The organism is Ruegeria sp. AB11, assembly GCF_056536325.1.
Genome location: NZ_JBQFJO010000001.1, coordinates 2,395,355 through 2,412,874, shown reverse-complemented (window position 1 = coordinate 2,412,874; position 17,520 = coordinate 2,395,355). Strand labels below are relative to the sequence as shown.

The 17,520-nt window shown below is 56.6% G+C and carries 16 protein-coding genes; 10 read left to right on the top strand and 6 right to left on the bottom strand.

Going from position 1 to position 17,520, the window contains the following annotated elements; translation table 11 throughout:
* Nucleotides 1-119: 119 nt before the first annotated feature.
* From ACR3EJ_RS12150 to ACR3EJ_RS12140, 3 genes are all read right to left on the bottom strand, one after another.
* Nucleotides 120-1,589, bottom strand: a complete 1,470-nt coding sequence (locus ACR3EJ_RS12150; protein ID WP_170540002.1) for a carboxypeptidase M32 — start codon at nt 1,587-1,589, stop codon at nt 120-122.
* Nucleotides 1,590-1,594: 5 nt separating this feature from the next.
* Nucleotides 1,595-2,740 carry a heme A synthase gene (gene ctaA, locus ACR3EJ_RS12145; RefSeq protein ID WP_170540005.1) on the bottom strand — a complete coding sequence of 382 codons (1,146 nt, stop codon included), beginning with the start codon at nt 2,738-2,740 and terminating at the stop codon, nt 1,595-1,597.
* 62 nt (nt 2,741-2,802) lie between these two features.
* Nucleotides 2,803-3,546, bottom strand: coding sequence for an RNA methyltransferase (locus ACR3EJ_RS12140; RefSeq protein WP_170470631.1), 744 nt, complete (start codon nt 3,544-3,546; stop codon nt 2,803-2,805).
* A gap of 154 nt (nt 3,547-3,700) precedes the next feature.
* Between ACR3EJ_RS12140 and ACR3EJ_RS12135 the strand changes: the two genes are divergently transcribed.
* The 4 genes from ACR3EJ_RS12135 to ACR3EJ_RS12120 all read left to right on the top strand — a co-directional run bounded on the left by ACR3EJ_RS12135 (nt 3,701) and on the right by ACR3EJ_RS12120 (nt 6,923).
* A complete protein-coding gene (locus ACR3EJ_RS12135) occupies nt 3,701-4,321 on the top strand; it encodes a thiamine phosphate synthase (RefSeq protein ID WP_170470633.1) in 621 nt (206 codons plus the stop codon).
* A 55-nt stretch (nt 4,322-4,376) separates the two neighbouring features.
* Nucleotides 4,377-5,270 (top strand): PfkB family carbohydrate kinase, encoded by an 894-nt coding sequence (locus ACR3EJ_RS12130; protein WP_170540008.1) that lies wholly within the window; start codon nt 4,377-4,379, stop codon nt 5,268-5,270.
* Nucleotides 5,267-6,181 (top strand): pseudouridine-5'-phosphate glycosidase, encoded by a 915-nt coding sequence (locus ACR3EJ_RS12125; RefSeq protein ID WP_170540011.1) that lies wholly within the window; start codon nt 5,267-5,269, stop codon nt 6,179-6,181. Before ACR3EJ_RS12130 ends, ACR3EJ_RS12125 begins: the two co-directional genes overlap by 4 nt.
* A gap of 64 nt (nt 6,182-6,245) precedes the next feature.
* On the top strand, nt 6,246-6,923 hold the full coding sequence (locus tag ACR3EJ_RS12120; protein ID WP_010440321.1) for a DUF502 domain-containing protein: 678 nt from the start codon (nt 6,246-6,248) through the stop codon (nt 6,921-6,923).
* On the opposite strand, the gene ACR3EJ_RS12115 is transcribed toward ACR3EJ_RS12120, so the two are convergent.
* Nucleotides 6,924-7,949: a patatin-like phospholipase family protein gene (locus tag ACR3EJ_RS12115; protein WP_170540014.1), complete on the bottom strand. Its 1,026-nt coding sequence runs from the start codon at nt 7,947-7,949 to the stop codon at nt 6,924-6,926. It lies immediately after the preceding gene.
* Between the two features lie 64 nt (nt 7,950-8,013).
* Nucleotides 8,014-8,787 (bottom strand): 3-hydroxybutyrate dehydrogenase, encoded by a 774-nt coding sequence (locus ACR3EJ_RS12110; RefSeq protein WP_170470641.1) that lies wholly within the window; start codon nt 8,785-8,787, stop codon nt 8,014-8,016.
* A 293-nt stretch (nt 8,788-9,080) separates the two neighbouring features.
* Between ACR3EJ_RS12110 and ACR3EJ_RS12105 the strand changes: the two genes are divergently transcribed.
* Together ACR3EJ_RS12105 and ACR3EJ_RS12100 are read left to right on the top strand one after the other, a co-directional pair.
* Complete coding sequence (locus ACR3EJ_RS12105; protein WP_170540017.1) at nt 9,081-10,907, top strand: extracellular solute-binding protein; 1,827 nt, start codon at nt 9,081-9,083, stop codon at nt 10,905-10,907.
* Between the two features lie 531 nt (nt 10,908-11,438).
* A complete protein-coding gene (locus ACR3EJ_RS12100; RefSeq protein WP_010440325.1) occupies nt 11,439-11,675 on the top strand; it encodes a hypothetical protein in 237 nt (78 codons plus the stop codon).
* Here ACR3EJ_RS12100 and ACR3EJ_RS12095 read toward each other — a convergent pair.
* Nucleotides 11,664-12,287, bottom strand: a complete 624-nt coding sequence (locus tag ACR3EJ_RS12095) for a helix-turn-helix domain-containing protein (protein WP_010440326.1) — start codon at nt 12,285-12,287, stop codon at nt 11,664-11,666. The two genes, ACR3EJ_RS12100 and ACR3EJ_RS12095, sit on opposite strands and share 12 nt — an antisense overlap.
* Before the next feature lie 65 nt (nt 12,288-12,352).
* On the opposite strand from ACR3EJ_RS12095, the gene ACR3EJ_RS12090 reads away from it, so the two are divergent.
* From ACR3EJ_RS12090 to ACR3EJ_RS12075, 4 genes are all read left to right on the top strand, one after another.
* Nucleotides 12,353-13,870, top strand: a complete 1,518-nt coding sequence (locus ACR3EJ_RS12090; protein WP_170540020.1) for a class I adenylate-forming enzyme family protein — start codon at nt 12,353-12,355, stop codon at nt 13,868-13,870.
* Entirely contained in the window at nt 13,867-14,526 is a 660-nt protein-coding gene (locus tag ACR3EJ_RS12085) for a DsbA family oxidoreductase (protein ID WP_170540022.1), read from the top strand. Before ACR3EJ_RS12090 ends, ACR3EJ_RS12085 begins: the two co-directional genes overlap by 4 nt.
* A gap of 73 nt (nt 14,527-14,599) precedes the next feature.
* Nucleotides 14,600-15,808 carry a multidrug effflux MFS transporter gene (locus tag ACR3EJ_RS12080; RefSeq protein WP_170540026.1) on the top strand — a complete coding sequence of 403 codons (1,209 nt, stop codon included), beginning with the start codon at nt 14,600-14,602 and terminating at the stop codon, nt 15,806-15,808.
* A gap of 57 nt (nt 15,809-15,865) precedes the next feature.
* On the top strand, nt 15,866-17,518 hold the full coding sequence (locus tag ACR3EJ_RS12075; RefSeq protein ID WP_170540029.1) for a hypothetical protein: 1,653 nt from the start codon (nt 15,866-15,868) through the stop codon (nt 17,516-17,518).
* Nucleotides 17,519-17,520 lie beyond the last annotated feature (2 nt).

The following is a 17,520-nucleotide window of genomic DNA, read 5'->3' as shown; positions in this document are numbered from 1 at the left end:
GCGTTTGCAGCGAGAAAATCGAATTCACAGGATGGGCTCGAGGCGGGCGTTGCTTTTGAGCAAGATCCTGAATTCAAAAACTTGCGTACACCTTCAGGAAGTTAATAATCGGCCATCGCTCAAAGCCCATACAACGCCCCAAACTTGCTCTCAAGATAGGTCAACAACGCCTCCGGCCCGGGCTCGACACCACTTGCCCTCTGGATGATTTCGCGTGGCGCATAAAGGCCGCCAAATTGCTGGACGTTCTCACGTAGCCACCCGGTGGCGCCCGAGGTATCGCCCGCAGCCAATTGCGTATCCAAATTCGGTACGGCCTTGCGCAAAGCCTGATTCAGACATCCTGCGTAGACATTCCCCAACGAATAGGTCGGGAAGTAGCCAAACAGCCCAACCGACCAGTGCACATCCTGCAGGCACCCATTCGAAGGCTTGTCGACCGCATATCCAAAATCTGCGGCGAAACGATCATTCCACGCGGCTTCAAGGTCGCTGACTTGCAGATCACCTGCCATCAGCGCACGCTCTAGATCGAACCGCAGCATGATATGCAGATTGTACTGCACTTCGTCCGCTTCGGTTCGGATGTATCCACTGTGTACTCGGTTAACGGTGCCATAGAAGGCATCGGCGTCGGCGATACCAAAATCGCCAAAGGCGTCTTTCATTTGATCGAAAAGCCAGCCGGTGAAGGCGCGGGACCGACCCAGTTGGTTTTCATAAATCCGGCTTTGGCTTTCATGCACTCCCATGGATACACCGCGCCCTAAAGGTGTCAGCAAATAATCCGGGTCGATCCCCTGTTCATAAGCTGCATGTCCCACTTCGTGGATCGTGGAATAGAAGCAATTGAACGGGTCCGTTTCGCTGGTTCTGGTGGTGATGCGTACATCCAGCCCGCTGCCAGAACTGAACGGATGTACAGCTTTGTCCACGCGACCATTATTTAGGTCATAGCCAAAGGCGACGGCCAGCTTTTGCGACAGGCGCATTTGGATCAACTCGTCAAATCTACCGGTCAGAGCCGCAGGCTCGGGCCGATCTAGGACAGCTGCGCGCAAAGCAACCAGACGTGGGCGCATCTGGCCAAATATCTCTGCAATCTGCGCACCCGTCGTGTAGGGCTCGTAATCTTCGACCATTGCGTCGTAGATATCACCGCCTTGAGCGAGCGCTGCACCTTCCTCGCGCTTAAGTGCAACAACCTCTTCCAGAACGGGCAGAAAAGCAGCGACATCCTCATTCGCACGGGCCTGCGCCCATTTTCCCTGCGCCTCGGACGTCACGCGTGCAATTGCAGTAGCCAGATCCGATGGAACCTTCACCGCCCGATCATATTCGCGTCGAATTTCCCGCAGCTGAGCCTTGTCCGCTTCGCTGCTTGCATATGCGCTCTCCAGCCATTCTGCCACACGCGGGTCCGAGCGGCGCGCGTGAAGCACGGCTTCGATCGCGGCCATCTCTTCGGCCCGTTGTGGAGCTGCGCCGCGCGGCATTACCGTTTCCTGATCCCATCCCAGACGTCCGGCGATCTGGCCAAGGGCTGAAGTTTGGCGCTGATAGGCCATCAGGTCGTTGAAAGCTGTCATCTGGGTCATGCTCCGCGCAGAGAAGTTGCAATAGGATAGGCCGTGAGAAATCGTGCACGCAGGATCAGCGTCCAAACCACAACGGCCATGAATTGGTGGAATATCGCGATTTGCCAGGGTGCTGCGTAGATCACTGTCATGATACCGACCACCACCTGTAGCGAAAGCGCAGCGAACGCGGCGTTGAAAGCGAAACGTGTCTGCGGATGCGCACTTGCCGCGCCGCGCCGCCAAACAACGACACCAAAGGCGAAAAGAAGATAACCAGCGCAGCGGTGGATGAATTGCACAAGGCCCGGGCTTTCGAAGAAATTCCGCCACATCGGTTCAAGCATCGTGGCATCCGGTGGCAGAAGCTGCCCTCCGATCAAAGGCCAATCCGTATAGGAACGACCTGCGTCGATGCCCGCGACCAGCGCCCCAATGAGTATTTGCAAAAAGGCGAAATGCATCAGACCTGTGGAAAGCGAGAACAACCGGGTTTCCTTTGCGCGGCGTGCTTGCATCAGATCGCGCTCCTCGCGCGCCAACATGAAGATGTACCAAGCCAGAAACCCGAGGATGACGAACGCAAGCCCCAGATGCACCGCTAGTCGATAGCTTGCAACTGCGGTCATCCCCTCGCCTTGCGTCACACCCGACGCAACCATCCACCATCCAACAGCCCCTTGAACGCCACCGAGCGCTCCGGGGATCAGCAATCGACCGGTCCAACCAGCCGGTATCTTGCGGGCAACAAGAAAACCGAAAAAGCCGACAGCCCAGACCAGTCCGATCACGCGGCCCAGTTGGCGGTGGCCCCATTCCCACCAGTAAATTGATTTGAAATCATCCAGCTCCATCCACTGGTTCTGGATGCGCCATTGATCGATTTGCTTGTATTTATCGAATTCGGCCTGCCAGTCAGCCTCGGAAGTCGGTGGGATGGCCCCGGTGATCGGACGCCATTCGGTAATCGACAGGCCGCTATCTGTCAGTCGGGTCAGTCCGCCGACCGCGATCATGATGACCACTAGCGCAAACAGGATCATAAGCCAGACGCGAATGGCCTGGCGTGCACCACCGCGCCCGCGATCGATCACCCCCGGCTGAACGGCTTGTTGTTTTTCAGAGTCTGAGACGTCTTCGAAGATGCTGCGCTTACCGCTCATGCTGTCCTCTTGTGCCTTGGATTTCGTCGCAAGCTAGGTTGACTTGGGGGCGAGGTCCAGCCTCAGCCCCGATCCTTCCAGCGGACCATCTGACGCATCACCCCGTGCAGCATTTGTACATCCGCCCGCGTCATCCGCATCCTGGACCACAGATTGCGCAGGTTGGTCTTCATCCCTTCGGCCTTTTCGGGCGGGTAGAAAAATCCCGCCTCCTCCAGCCGATCCTCGTAATGCTCGACCAGCTTTTCGACCTCGATCCCCGTAGCCCAGTCGCCTTTGCCCAAATCCGTTGCCTCATGCACCACATCCCCGGTTTGGCGCATCCACTCGTAAGCCGTCAGCAAAACGCATTGCCCAAGGTTCAGCGACGCGTATTCGGGATTCACTGGCACCGAGATAATCGCGTTTGCCTTGGCGATATCCTCATTTTCAAGCCCGGCGCGTTCTGGACCGAACAGCACAGCCACCTTTTCGCCAGCTGCCACCTTTTCCGCGGCGATCTGCATTGCCCGTTCGGGGCTGAACACTGGCTTGGTCAAGCCCCGCTGCCGTGCAGTAGTTGCAAAGACATATGTGCGATCCCCCAATGCTCCGGCCAGATCGTCGAACAATTGTGCCTCATCCAGCAATCGCCCTGCGCCGCTGGACATCGCCACCGCCTTGGGGTTCGGCCATCCATCGCGCGGCGCAACGATCCGCATCCGATCCAGTCCGAAATTCCACATCGCCCGTGCAGCAGCACCGATATTTTCGCCCATCTGCGGGCGCACAAGCACGAAAGAAGGCTGGGATGTATCGCTGGGCATGGCTGTCTCCGAAAAGGTCTGCTTGCTCTAATCGCGTCTCCCCCGCAGGGCAAGGCACCCGGCGCGTCTAATCCAGCACGAGACGGCATAAAAGTTTGCTTCCCGCCCGCAATCCGCTAAACCGCGCGAAAGACTGAAAGCGAAGGACGCGCCAATGGACACCCCCGAGCAGCCACAGATTTATCTGATCACCCCGCCAACGATCACACTGAGCACGTTCCCCGACCAGCTGTCGCGCGTTCTGGACGGGGCCGAGATCGCCTGTATCCGCCTGGCTCTGGCAGGAAGTGACGAAGATACCATCGCTCGCGCCGCTGATGCCTGCCGTGAGGTTGCTCATGCGCATGACGTGGCGCTGGTGATTTCGAACCATGTACTGCTGGCGCAACGGCTGGGTCTGGATGGGGTGCATCTGGACGATGCGGCACGCTCGGTCAGGGCTGCGCGTAAGGAACTGGGGCCAGATGCCATCGTCGGCAGCTTTTGCGGAGCCTCCAGCCATGATGGTATGACCGCTGGAGAAGGTGGGGCAGACTATGTTGCCTTTGGCCCGGTGGGCAACGTCGCGCTGGGCGATGGAACCCGCGCTGAGCAAGACCTGTTCCAATGGTGGTCGGAGATGATCGAGGTTCCGGTGGTGGCCGAAGGCGGGCTAACCGAAGACCTGATCCGAGACCTGACCCCCTGCACAGATTTCTTTGGCATCGGCGATGAGATCTGGTCACATGACAACCCGCTGGATGCATTGAACACTCTGATCGCCGCAATGCGCTGACGACTGTGAGCGTTAACCCTTGCACCCGCGTCGGGGCTGCGGCATGACACGAAGCATGACTCAGAACAGCGAAATCCTGTGTATCGGATCGGTCCTGTGGGACGTAATCGGGCGATCTGCCAGCGTCATGCGGCAGGGATCGGACGTACCGGGGCGGATTACCCGCTTGCCCGGCGGTGTCGCCATGAACATCGCCATGACGTTGGTGCGCTTTGGGATGACCCCTACGCTGCTCACTGCAATCGGCCGCGATCCCGAAGGCGATGAACTGGTCCACTCCTGCGCACGGCTGGGCATGGTGACCGACCACATCTACCGTTCGCAAGACTTGCCGACCGACCGCTATATGGCCGTCGAAGGTGCCAATGGATTAATCGCAGCCATTGCAGACGCCCATTCACTTGAGGCGGCGGGAGCAAAAATCTTACGTCCCTTGATGCATGGACCTTTGGGCTATGAAAATACACCTTTTGAAGGCCCCATCGCGCTGGACGGCAACCTAACCCTGAACCTGCTGGAAGAGATCGCGCAAAGCCCCGCCTTTGCCCGCGCCGATCTTCGCGTGGCCCCCGCGTCCCCCGGCAAGGCCGAGCGTTTGTTACCTTTTCTGAAACACGCGCGCGCAACACTCTATGTAAACCTCGAAGAAGCTGGGCTTTTGTGCCAACGCGAATTCACCGATTCCGAAAGTGCTGCTCAGGGCTTGCTTGACCGTGGCGCACTGCGTGTTCTGGTAACCGATGGCGGCAACTCAGCCACTGTCGGCAGCGCTGAGAGTGTTCTGACCCAAAAACCACCTTCCGTTCTGGTCACCCGCGTGACCGGCGCAGGTGATACTTTCATGGCAGCCCATATCGCTGCCGAAGCAAGTGGCGCTGACAACGACGCCGCGCTCAAGCGTGCCCTGCATGCCGCTGCAACATATGTTTCCGGAGAAACTCCACTGTGATCGAAATCCAATATTCCGCCGAGGTTCGCGCCGCAAAAGACGCAGGCCAACCAATTGTTGCGCTGGAAAGCACTATCATCACCCACGGGATGCCCTACCCCCAGAACATCGAGGTTGCCGCACAGGTCGAACAGGACATTCGCGATGCGGGCGCAGTTCCCGCAACTATCGCCGTGATCGATGGCGTGCTTAACATTGGGCTTGAGTCCGATCAGCTTCAGGGCCTTGGTCAGGCGCAAGGCGTTGCCAAGCTGTCGCGCGCTGACATGGCCGCTTGTCTTGCAAGTGGCGGTACAGGGGCCACCACCGTCGCAGCTACCATGATCGCAGCGCATTATGCAGGTATCGAAGTATTTGCCACAGGCGGCATCGGCGGCGTTCATCAGGGGGCTGAAACCTCTTTTGATATCTCTGCTGACCTGCATGAGCTTGCGCAAACACCTGTGACGGTTGTTGCGGCCGGAGCCAAAGCTATTCTCGACCTGGCCAAAACCCTTGAGGTTCTGGAAACGCTCGGTGTGCCGGTCATCGCACACGGACAGGACGAATTTCCGGCGTTCTGGTCAGCCAAGTCTCCGCTGGCTGCTCCATTGAGGATGGACAGCGCAGAGGACATCGCCAAAGCCCATGCCGCGCGGCGGGCGCTGGGATTACCTGGTGGGCAACTCGTAGCCAATCCGATCCCGCAGATCGATCAGATCGCTGCCGAGGAACTTGCCCCAATCATTGCTTCCGCACAGGCCGATGCCGAAACACACAGGATCACCGGCAAAAGCGTTACGCCTTACCTGCTGCAACGCATCTACGAACAGACCAATGGTCGCTCGTTGACCGCTAATATCGCTCTGGTACGCAACAATGCACGGCTGGCGGCGGGCATAGCAATAGCGCTGGTAAAGACGGCTGAGTGACATAAGCCTATTGTACCAAGACCTCGGACTGCTTAACTAATTCCGCAAACCACTCAGGACCGCAATGAACACGCCGTTTGACGAAGAACCACATCGCCGCTCGGGCCTTCTGTCCGGGCTGCGCGCGTCATTTTTGACGGGCATTGTCGTCATTGCTCCGGTTTGGTTGACGATCTGGCTGATCTGGTCGGTCGTGGGCTGGATCGACAGCGCCGTGCTGCCATTGATCCCTCAGCAATTCCAGCCAGCCGAGTATGTTGGGATCAACCTGCGCGGCGTCGGCGTCATCATCTTCCTGATCTTCACGGTCATCGTCGGCTGGATTGCCAAAGGCATTTTGGGCCGATCACTGATTCACTTCGCCGAAAGCCTTGTTGATCGGATGCCCGTCGTCCGGTCCGTCTATTCCGGAATCAAGCAAATCTCGGAAACAGTCTTTGCGCAGACAGAACGCTCTTTCGAAAAAGCCTGTCTGATCCAGTATCCGCGCCGCGGAATTTGGGCGATTGGATTTGTTTCGACCACAGCGCGGGGCGAAGTCAGCCAACGTGCCGAAACGGGTGGTGAGTTGCTCAGCGTCTTTGTCCCGACGACCCCAAACCCCACATCCGGTTTCCTGCTGTTTTTCCCAGCCGAAGACGTGATCCTGCTGGATATGTCGATCGAGGACGCAGCCAAATTGGTGATTTCAGCGGGGCTGGTATACCCCAACGAAAAAGACCCGACCCAGCCGCCGGAGTAGTCAGCCAAACATGGCAGGCAGGTCGACAGTACTGCGTTCGCCCAGATCATCCTTGTGGGCGCGCAAGAATTGATCTACCGCAACGCGCCCGGCCTGCTTCAACCTGTTCAGAACAACCGGATTTGGAACGGTTTTTGTCGCAGCCGACAGATCGTTCATCAGAGCATCATCCGCGATCATATGAACCAGCACTCGGCTCATCTCGCCGGCTTTCAATTTTCCCTCGGCCAGTAGCCGCTGCACAAAGTTAATCGCGCGCAATTCACGAAATAGCGATGAATTAAAGCTGATCTCACTAATCCGGTTCTGAATCTGCTGCGGCGTCTTCGGCACCTCGTCCCTTTCTAAAGGATTGATATTTACAATCACCACATCGTCGGGAAGGTCACCACCAAACAAGGGGTACAACGCCGGGTTGCCAGTATATCCCCCATCCCAATACGATTCTGTACGACCAGATTTTGGATCATAGATCTCTATTGCCTGAAATAGGTTGGGCAGACAGGCCGACGCCAAAATTGCGTCGGTCGATATCTCATCTTCAGCAAAGACCCGAATTTTGCCGCTGCGCACACATGTCGCACAGACAAAAAGCTCCGGCCCTTCATCTGCACAAATCTCATCAAAATTGAACCGATCCACAACCGGCTCAAGCGGATTGCGATAGAACGGCCCGTAGGCATAGGGAGACACCAGCCGCGACCATGTTTCGGCCATCGAATACGGCAGTGAATACTCAAGCGCCTGCGATATATGCGCGGGCTCTAATCCGCGCATCCAATGAACGATCCGCATATCACCAACAGCGCCCATGCGCGTCCATAAATCGTCGAGACAGGCCCGAGCGCCTTCGCGCCCCGCATGCACCATTCCGGATTTGAACGCGGCTCCGTTCAAGGCGCCAGCCGAGGTTCCAGTGATCGCCGCAACCTCGACATCCTCCTCATCCAGTAGACGGTCCAGCACACCCCAGGTAAACGCACCATGGGCACCACCGCCCTGCAAAGCCAGATTGATCCGCTTCATACTTCCGCCTCTTCATCTGGCCAAAAATATCCCGGGGGGTTGGGGGCAGAGCCCCCATGCATCCTCAAAGCGCGGTCCAACCCCCATCGACCGAAATCGTCGTCCCGGTGATCTGCGCGGCCGCATCCGAACACAAGAAGATGGTCGTGCCACCAAGCTGTTCAACCGTCGCGAACTCTTTTGAAGGTTGCCGTTCCAGCAGGACGTTTTTCACAACATCCTCGCGGCTCATGTTATATTCTTTCATCGTATTGGGGATTTGCGCCTCAACCAGTGGGGTCAGCACATAACCCGGGCAGATAGCGTTGCACGTGATCGGTTCCTGAGCCGTCTCAAGCGCAACGGTTTTGGTCATCCCAACCACACCATGTTTTGCCGCTACATAAGCTGCCTTAAAAGGAGAGGCCGTCAACCCATGTGCCGAAGCGATATTCACGATACGGCCCCAACCTGCCGCACGCATCATCGGCAAGGCTGCAGCCGTTGTGTGAAAGGCTGAGTTCATGTTGATCGCGATGATTGCATCCCATTTATCAGTCGGAAATTGATCGATCGGCGAAACATGTTGGATGCCGGCATTGTTCACCAGTATGTCGCAGGCACCTGCCTGTTCGATAAGTGCGCGGCATTCATCGCCTTTCGACATGTCCGCCTTGATGTAGCGCGCGTTGGTCCCGGTCTCTTTCCCAATCTCAGCAGCCAGCGCATGATCTACATCCCGGTCGGTAAACGAGTTCAGAACCACATCCGCACCCGCCTTGGCCAGCTCACGCGCAACGCCCAGTCCAATCCCTGAATTCGACCCTGTTATGATGGCTGTTTTTCCCGCCAAGCTCATGCCTGCTCTCCGTCCTGATTTCAATTCAGCCACACAGTGCCATGCTGCACCTGCAAAGGAAACGGGGAATGATACAGCGGGCGCATCCCGGCAGATTTTGCCAAAAAAAACGCCCGCACGAAGCGGGCGTTAAGTTATTGAGGCAGGTTTCATACAGGCAAGAAACCTATCGAGCAGTGCATCCTTTATAAGCAATTCTTTGCATCCGTCCAAGCTAAAAGTTTGATAATAAGAAAAATCATGGCTACGGTGAATCCCAAACAAAATAAGGCCAGAGCAGGATTGTTTCCAAAATGAGCCCCGATTATCTCCATCCCCTCCGACCAGCAATTGCGGGAATCGCCTGCATTTTTGCGGCTTCATTCGCTTCGGCAGAATCAGCCCATGGCATAGCTATGTATGGCGACCCGGCACTACCACCGGATTTTGTGTCGCTACCCTACGCAAATCCCGACGCGCCCAAGGGCGGAAAGGTGGTATTTGGAAATACCGGCGGCTATAACAGTTTGAACCCGTTTGTGCAAAAAGGCACGTCACCCTGGCAGCTGCGATTTTGGACCCATGAAAGCCTGATGGGCCGGTCCTGGGACGAACCTTTCACTCTTTACGGGTTGTTAGCCGAATCAGTTGAGACAGATTCGGACCGCACTTGGGTCGAATTCACTTTGCGTGAAAACGCACGATTCTCGGATGGCGCACCTGTCACTGTCGAAGATGTTATCTGGTCGTACGAGACGCTGGGTACCGAAGGCCACCTGCGGTATCGCGGGCTGTGGGGCAAGATCGATAGCATTGAACAGACCGGCCCACGCAGTGTCCGGATCAGCTTTAATGAACCCGATCGCGAGTTGGCCCTGATCGCAGGCATGCGACCTATCCTGCAAAAGGCGCAATGGGAGGGGAAATCGTTCGCGGACGCTCAGTTGCAAGATATACCCATCGGATCAGGACCCTACGTGATCGATGATTACGAAGCTGGCCGCTATGTAAACCTACGCCGCAACCCTGACTACTGGGGTGCCGATATCCCATACCGCAAGGGCACGATGAATCTGGATGACATGCGGATCGAATTCTATGGTGACGGCACCGTTGCCTTCGAAGCATTCAAGGCAGGTGAACTTTCAGCAGTGCGCGAGTTTAACGCGGACAAATGGAACACTCAGTATAATTTCCCGGCGGCGCAACGCGGTGATGTTGTAAAGACCGAAATTCCGCATCAAAAACCTTCGGGCATGACCGGTTTTGTCATGAATACGCGTAAGGCCCCCTTTGACGATTGGCGCGTTCGCGAAGCGCTGACTCTGGCGTTCAACTTTGAATTCATCAACGACACCATCACAGGCGGCGCGCAACCCAGAATTACGTCCTATTTCTCAGGCTCTGAGTTGGGCATGCAACCCGGTGCGGCCACCGATCGCGTCGCAGACCTTCTGCAACCTTACGCCGCCGAACTGGCGCCGGGTACCATTGAGGGGTATGAATTGCCCGCGGGTGATGGAACCGAACGCAATCGGAGCAATATCCGCAAGGCGCTAAAACTGCTGGAAGAGGCAGGCTGGACAATTCAGGACGGTCAGCTTCGCAATGCCAATGGCAAACCGTTTGAAATCGACCTTGTCATCAGCCAGGGCAGCCTGAATGTGGTGCAGGATGTCGGTGTGATCGCGGAAATCTATGCACGCGCGTTGGAGCGCCTGGGCATTCAACTGACCGTCGAAAAAGTTGACGACGCGCAGTACACCTCGCGTATCGACGCGCAAGACTTCGACATGACGCCCTTCCGCCGCGCCCTTTCGCTGTCGCCCGGCAACGAACAACGCCTGTATTGGGGCAGCGAAAACGCCGACACTCCGGGGACTAGGAATGTCATGGGGCTGACCTCTCCTGCCGTTGACGGTTTGATCGATGCAATGCTGGCCTCGGAAAGCCACGAGGATTTTGTGGCCGCTACCCGCGCGTTGGACCGCGTACTAACCGCTGGCCGTTACGTCATTCCGATCTGGAGCTTCGATGTCGGCCGCATCGCCCACGTGAAGGAGTTGAAGCAACCTGCCTCGCTTCCGATTTATGGAGATGGCCCCGAATACATGCCGCAGGTCTGGTGGTACGAGGACTGACAAGACCGCGCGGCTTTTAGTTCAGCGCAAATCCGGGCCTAAAACTGGTTGATCCGGCAATGGCACGGCGACAGGGCAGATTGCCAGCCATAAGCGATTTTCGGCTGAACCCGTCACAAACTGTGACCAATACCAGAGCTTGTGGGTCGCGGAACCATTCGCGCCTACTGGTACACAAGTTGCACAAGTATTGCTTGTCCGGTCAAAATCATCGCAAGGGGCTTTACGGACTCGTGGCACGGACTATACGTTGTACATATCCCGATGAATATCTTAGTGCAGATAATTGCAGCATTTTTCGGGTACGTGATACTGTACTGGCTGTTTAAGTCAGAAGAACAACGGACCGGCCGCCACTCACTAAAACAGCAGGTCCGTCGGCCCGTTGCGGTTTAGCCGCAGCGGGTTTTTGCCTTTGGTTTCCGTCACGACAACCTGCGACATTTTGTCATGTCCGCATTATCCCCCCACACTCCGTACGCTAAAACCGGGGAGAGCAATCCTGGAACCGAATAAAGGGAAGGCTCGTAGATGTTGAACTGGGCTGATCTGACGCAAGACTGGGGCGCGTCGTATGCGCGTGCAAAACGCAGATTTCCAAACCTGCGGGACAGGGACATGGCGCGCGTTGGTGAAGATCGTAAGCAGTTCGAAGCATATCTGGCCGAACGTCACCATCTGACCGTTAATGAAGCCCGGGAAGAGCTTGAGGATTTCCTGTATACCGAAGCGTTGAACCGCGAAGTTGCGCAAACCTTAAGTAAGTGACGTCACCCAAAGGATCGTGGCGTCCTCGTCACTAACCGAAATTACATTGTGCCCCATGCTACCGTCATAATAGGCGCTATCGCCCCGGCGCATCTCGACTGGTTCATAAAATTCGGTGAATAGGCGCACCACGCCGGTCAGGACATACAAGAACTCCTCACCATCGTGACGTACCCATCCATCAAACTCTTCCATAGATCGTGCGCGCACTCGGGCGCGATAGGGTAGCATCTGCTTTTTGGTAAGCGTTTCTGCCAGCAGTTCATGCTCATAGGTTGTAGTTGCGTGGGCAGCCCCCGCACCCATTTTGGTCACTGCCATTCGGCCTATGACCTGATCACGCTGGGGCGGAGTGAACAGCTGAGGCACCGAAATTTCCAGCCCTATCGCCAGCTTCTTCAACGCATCATAAGTCGGCGACATCTGACCGTTTTCGATCTTGCTAAGTGTCGACCTTGCCAACCCGGCCTGGTTGGCCGCCTGTTCCAGCGTCCAGTTTCGGGCTTTGCGCAGCTCACGCACACGCGCGCCCAGATCGACGGGCTCAAGCTCGGTATTAATACCATTGTCGCGGGCAATTCTGACGATGGACTTATGATCATTCTTGCTCATGCGTCTTTCTATAGGGGCAGCATGCTCTGCTTGCAACGCGCCGTGCGCAGCTGTAGCCAGTTCCCATGTTGTCGATCTTTGATCAGGGACCACCGCCGCCCTGCCCGCGCCCATTCAATCTTGCCGCGCATGTCCTGCGTCATGCCCAAATCTATTCGGAAAAAACCGCTCTATCTGTGCTTGGGCAGAACAGCGCAGTCGACTGGACCTACAGAGAGCTGAATGCAGCGATTCTGGGAACAGGAACAGGCTTGCTTCAGAGCGGCCTCAAGCCCGGCAACATCATTTTGATGCGACTTGGCAATACAGTCGATTTCCCAATCGCATATCTTGGAGCAATCGCCGTGGGGCTGGTTCCAGTCCCAACCTCATCACAACTGACAGATGCGGAAACCGCCAAGATCATCGACGATCTGAATCCTGCCGCCGTTTTGCGCGATCCGCAGGTCGCCTGCGCCGATCACTCCAACCAAATACGGCTGGATGAGCTTGTCGGAATGCGAACGCTGCCGCCAGCGGAGTTTGCAATGGGTGACCCCGAGCGATTGGCCTATGTTGTCTATACTTCGGGCACTTCAGGCAAACCCCGCGCCGTCGCCCACGCGCATCGCGCCATCTGGGCGCGGCAAATGATGGTCGATGGCTGGTACGGTCTGCAATCTTCGGATCGATTGTGCCACGCCGGAGCATTCAACTGGACCTATACTCTGGGTACCGGGTTGATGGATCCGTGGACCATCGGCGCAACGGCACTGATTCCAGAGCCGGGAACAAACATCCGTGATCTAACCACCCTGCTGACTCAACAACGCGCCACGATTTTTGCAGCCGCCCCCGGGGTCTTTCGGAAGATCATGCAAGGCAATCAACGACTAGACTTACCTGATTTGCGCCATGGCCTCTGCGCCGGAGAAAAGCTCTCACGTCACCTGCACGACAAGTGGGTGCGGTCCACCGGAACAGAACTATACGAAGCATATGGTATGTCGGAATGTTCGACCTTCATTTCGTCCAGCCCCAGCCACCCGGCGCGCGGTGAGGCGTTGGGTCAGCCGCAACCTGGGCGCCGGGTTGCCATTGTTGGTCCCGACGGCCCGGTTCCGCAGGGACAAGAAGGCACGATTGCAATTCACCGTGACGATCCGGGCCTTATGTTGACTTACCTGAACGCACCCGAAGAGGCCGACGGACGTATCGCTGGGAACTGGTTCCTGACAGGTGATCAGGGTGCGATGTCCGCAGACGGGCAGATCACTTATATGGGCCGCGACGATGACATGATGAACGCAGGCGGGTACCGGGTTTCCCCGGTCGAAGTTGAGGCTGCCTTGTCGAACCACCCAGGTATCACGCAGGTTGGCGCCGCGTCGGTTGAGGTTAAACAAGACAGCTCGATCATTGTTGCATTCTACACCGGCCCCGAGGAACTAGACGCGGAGACGTTGCACGCCTATGTGTCTGACAAGCTGGCGCGCTACAAACAACCGCGGGCCTTTGTCCATCTGTCCGAACTGCCCACTGGGGGCAACGGCAAACTCCTGCGCCGCGCCCTGCCGGCCTATTTCAAGGCAACGTCCGAATGACACAGACCGTTAAGCTTGATATCATGTCCGACCCGATCTGCCCCTGGTGCTATATCGGCAAGACCCATTTAGACAAGGCGCTTGCCGAAATCCCGAACCATCCGTTCGTGATCGAATGGCATCCTTTTCAATTGAACCCGGATATGCCCGATGCAGGGATGGACCGGCGTGAGTATCTGGAGCGTAAGTTTGGCGGCAAAGACGGCGCTGTTCGCGCCTATGCACCGGTTGTCGAGCACGCCAAGAACGCTGGTCTGAAGATCGATTTCGAGGGCATGAAACGTACGCCAAATACGCTGGACGCACACCGACTGATCCATTGGGCCGGTATAGAGGGCAAGCAGAACGCCGTGGTCGATGCCCTGTTCAACGCATATTTCGTCGAAGCACGCGACATCGGAGATCGAGAAGTTCTGGCCGATATCGCAGACAGCGTTGGCATGGACGCGGCAGTCGTGATGAAATTGCTGCAATCGGAATCCGATCGCGAAGACATAAGAACCCGCGACAGCCATTCTCGCGAGATGGGCGTGAATTCGGTTCCCACTTTCATTGTGGCGAACCAACACGCCGTTCCTGGCGCACAACCCCCTGAATTATGGGGAAAAGTTATATCCGAGATCATGTCTCAGATTGAGGCTTCCTCTGCAGAATAGCACAGACCCCTGTGCATTTCTGATCTAGTCCGTTCCTCGGCACCGTGATAGCGCTGCTGGGAAGGAGCTCCCCATGACCAATCGCATGTCCCGGGGCGAATTCATTGCGCTGGTCGCGATGATGTTCGCCACGATTGCCTTTTCGATCGACTCAATGCTGCCCGCTCTGCCCGAAATCGGTAATGAGCTTAGCCCCAATGACATGAACAAAGCGCAACTGATTTTGACATCTTTTGTGCTGGGCATGGGTATCGGGACGTTTTTCACGGGCCCGATTTCGGATGCCGTTGGACGCAAACCGGTTATCTATGGAGGCGTTGCCCTCTATATCCTGGCGTCGGCAGTTGCCTGGGCCAGTTCTTCGCTCGAGCTGGTATTGGCTGCGCGGGTTGTTCAAGGCCTCGGCGCTGCTGGCCCTCGAGTTGTGGCGATGGCGATCATTCGGGACCTCTATGCGGGACGCGAGATGGCGCGCATCATCTCGATTGCCATGATGATCTTCACGTTGGTTCCGGCCGCAGCACCCTTGCTTGGTGCAGGTGTTATCGCTTTGGTTGGATGGCGCGGGATATTCGTATCCTTCATGCTTTTTGCTTCAATCATCGTAGTTTGGATGGCAACGCGGTTGCCCGAGTCTTTGGCTCCTGAAAATCGCCGCCCCTTTCGACTGCCATTAATGATCGCAGCTGTGAAGGAGATGATGACCCATCCCACCGTGCGACTTTCAATCCTTGTGCAGACGTTGTGTATGGGATTGCTGTTTACCATGCTGACAATGGTGCAACCGGTTTTTGACGTCATACATGACCGAGCTGAGAGCTTTCCGTTCTGGTTCGGCTTTGTGGCGCTGATCTCGGGCTCGGCCAGTCTGTTGAATGCCGCGCTCGTTGTTCGCCTCGGCATGCGCCGGATCGTGACCTGGGCCCTTGGTGCGCAGATCATTATCACCACATGCGTAATTGTCCTGAACGCGATGCCATTGTCCCCGGACGCCTCATTCGCGTTGTTCGTGACGTGGCAAACCACCGTATTCTTCATGGCAGGCGTTACCATGGGCAACCTGAACGCCATCGCGATGGAACCGATGGGCCATATCGCGGGAATGGCCGCCTCAGTGATTGGGTCTATCGCCACGGTTCTGGCTGCGGCAATCGCCGCACCCGTGGGCTTGCTATTTGATGGATCGATTACGCCTTTGACGACAGGGGTGTTGATCATGTGCATTCTGGGCTTCGGCCTGATGCTGCATATGGGTCGGATCGAAAATCGACTGCCTGCCTGATCTGTGCAGACCTTCTGAAACGCGTTAAGCTCCTGCCAATTGTTTGGGAGGGGTTTTATGCGCGACTATTATGATCTTGGCACCTATTCCTGTGCCGTCACCACTGCGTCGGCTGAGGCGCAGCTGTGGTTCGATCGCGGACTAGTCTGGACATATGGCTATAACCATGACGAGGCGGTCGCCTGTTTTCAGAAGGCCGCAGACGCTGACCCCGACTGCGCCATGGCCCATTGGGGCGTCGCCTATGCGGCGGGGCCGAACTACAACCTGCCATGGGATCTGCGTGACGATCAGGGACAGACCAAATCACTGGCGATTGCCTATGACGCTACACAAAAAGCTATGGCCCTTCTGGAGATGTGCACACCGGTTGAACAGGCCCTGATCCGTGCGCTGCCAGCCCGTTACCCACAGCGTGATCCGATTGAGGATATGCACACCTGGGATTACGACTATGCCGACGCGATGCGCGCAGCATTTTCTGAGCAGCCCGGCAATCTGGATCTGCGCACTATCTATGTCGAGGCATTGATGAACCTTACGCCCTGGCAGATGTGGAACCTGAAAACCGGACAACCTGCCGAGGGCGCGGCCACGCTTGAGGCGCAAGAGGCATTGGAAAAAGCGATGGCTGATGATCCTGATGCGATGTCTCATCCCGGCCTGTTGCACCTCTATGTCCATCTGATGGAGATGTCGCCGACCCCGGAAAAGGCTCTGCAAGCGGGGGATATTCTGCGCACGCTGGTTCCGGATGCGGGGCATCTGGTACATATGCCAACGCATATCGACGTGCAGTGCGGCCATTATCACAACGTCGTCTATTGGAATGAACAGGCCTCGGTCGCTGATTTGAAGTATTATGAGCGCGAAGGCGCGTTCAATATCTACACCGGCTATCGTCAACACAATTACCATTTTGCAATCTACGGTGCATTATTTCTGGGTCAGATGGAGCCCGCCCTGCGCGCCAATCAAGGCCTGTGGGACACCACACCCGAGGAAATGCTGCGGATCGAAAGCCCGCCCATGGCGGATTATTTCGAAAGTTATATGTCTATGGGTCCGCATATCCTGATCCGCTTTGGCCGCTGGGAAGAGGCTAAGGCGTTGGATCTTCCCGACGATCCGGACCTCTATCGTACGCTCACGGCAACAACACACTATGCCCGCGCCATCGCCCATGCGGCCACGGATGAGGTCGCGCAGGCCGAAGCTGAAGAGCAACTTTTCCTTGCCGCTAAGACCTGCGTGCCCGAAACACGCAGACTGCACAATAATCGCGTCATCGATCTGCTTGAAATTGCTGCGGAAATGCTGCGCGGAGAAATCGAATATCGTAAGGGCAACTACGATATCGCATATGCCCATCTGCGTCGGTCGGTCGAGTTGGACGACACATTGCCTTATGACGAACCATGGGGCTGGATGCAGCCCACACGCCACGCGCTTGGGGCTTTGTTATTTGAACAGGGCCACGTTGCCGAGGCCGAGGCCGTCTTTCGAGAGGATCTGGGCCTAGGAGGAGCGCTCGGCCGTGCCTCGATCCACCCCGACAATGTCTGGAGCCTTAGAGGGCTACGCGATTGCCTGAAAGAGCGTGGAGAGGCCATAGAAATCAAACAGATTCAACAACGTCTTGATCTTGCGCTCGCGCGTGCGGACAGGGCTGTTGGTGCATCCTGTTTTTGTGCGCAAGCCGCGATGTGAGC

Bases quoted from the DNA above. Each gene is read 5' to 3' on its own strand.
- ACR3EJ_RS12150 (WP_170540002.1), bottom strand. From the start codon at position 1,589: ATGACAGCTTTCAACGACCTGATGGCCTATCAGCGCCAAACTTCAGCC.
- ctaA (WP_170540005.1), bottom strand. From the start codon at position 2,740: ATGAGCGGTAAGCGCAGCATCTTCGAAGACGTCTCAGACTCTGAAAAA.
- ACR3EJ_RS12140 (WP_170470631.1), bottom strand. From the start codon at position 3,546: ATGCCCAGCGATACATCCCAGCCTTCTTTCGTGCTTGTGCGCCCGCAG.
- ACR3EJ_RS12135 (WP_170470633.1), top strand. From the start codon at position 3,701: ATGGACACCCCCGAGCAGCCACAGATTTATCTGATCACCCCGCCAACG.
- ACR3EJ_RS12130 (WP_170540008.1), top strand. From the start codon at position 4,377: ATGACTCAGAACAGCGAAATCCTGTGTATCGGATCGGTCCTGTGGGAC.
- ACR3EJ_RS12120 (WP_010440321.1), top strand. From the start codon at position 6,246: ATGAACACGCCGTTTGACGAAGAACCACATCGCCGCTCGGGCCTTCTG.
- ACR3EJ_RS12115 (WP_170540014.1), bottom strand. From the start codon at position 7,949: ATGAAGCGGATCAATCTGGCTTTGCAGGGCGGTGGTGCCCATGGTGCG.
- ACR3EJ_RS12110 (WP_170470641.1), bottom strand. From the start codon at position 8,787: ATGAGCTTGGCGGGAAAAACAGCCATCATAACAGGGTCGAATTCAGGG.
- ACR3EJ_RS12105 (WP_170540017.1), top strand. From the start codon at position 9,081: ATGAGCCCCGATTATCTCCATCCCCTCCGACCAGCAATTGCGGGAATC.
- ACR3EJ_RS12100 (WP_010440325.1), top strand. From the start codon at position 11,439: ATGTTGAACTGGGCTGATCTGACGCAAGACTGGGGCGCGTCGTATGCG.
- ACR3EJ_RS12095 (WP_010440326.1), bottom strand. From the start codon at position 12,287: ATGAGCAAGAATGATCATAAGTCCATCGTCAGAATTGCCCGCGACAAT.
- ACR3EJ_RS12090 (WP_170540020.1), top strand. From the start codon at position 12,353: ATGTTGTCGATCTTTGATCAGGGACCACCGCCGCCCTGCCCGCGCCCA.
- ACR3EJ_RS12085 (WP_170540022.1), top strand. From the start codon at position 13,867: ATGACACAGACCGTTAAGCTTGATATCATGTCCGACCCGATCTGCCCC.
- ACR3EJ_RS12080 (WP_170540026.1), top strand. From the start codon at position 14,600: ATGACCAATCGCATGTCCCGGGGCGAATTCATTGCGCTGGTCGCGATG.
- ACR3EJ_RS12075 (WP_170540029.1), top strand. From the start codon at position 15,866: ATGCGCGACTATTATGATCTTGGCACCTATTCCTGTGCCGTCACCACT.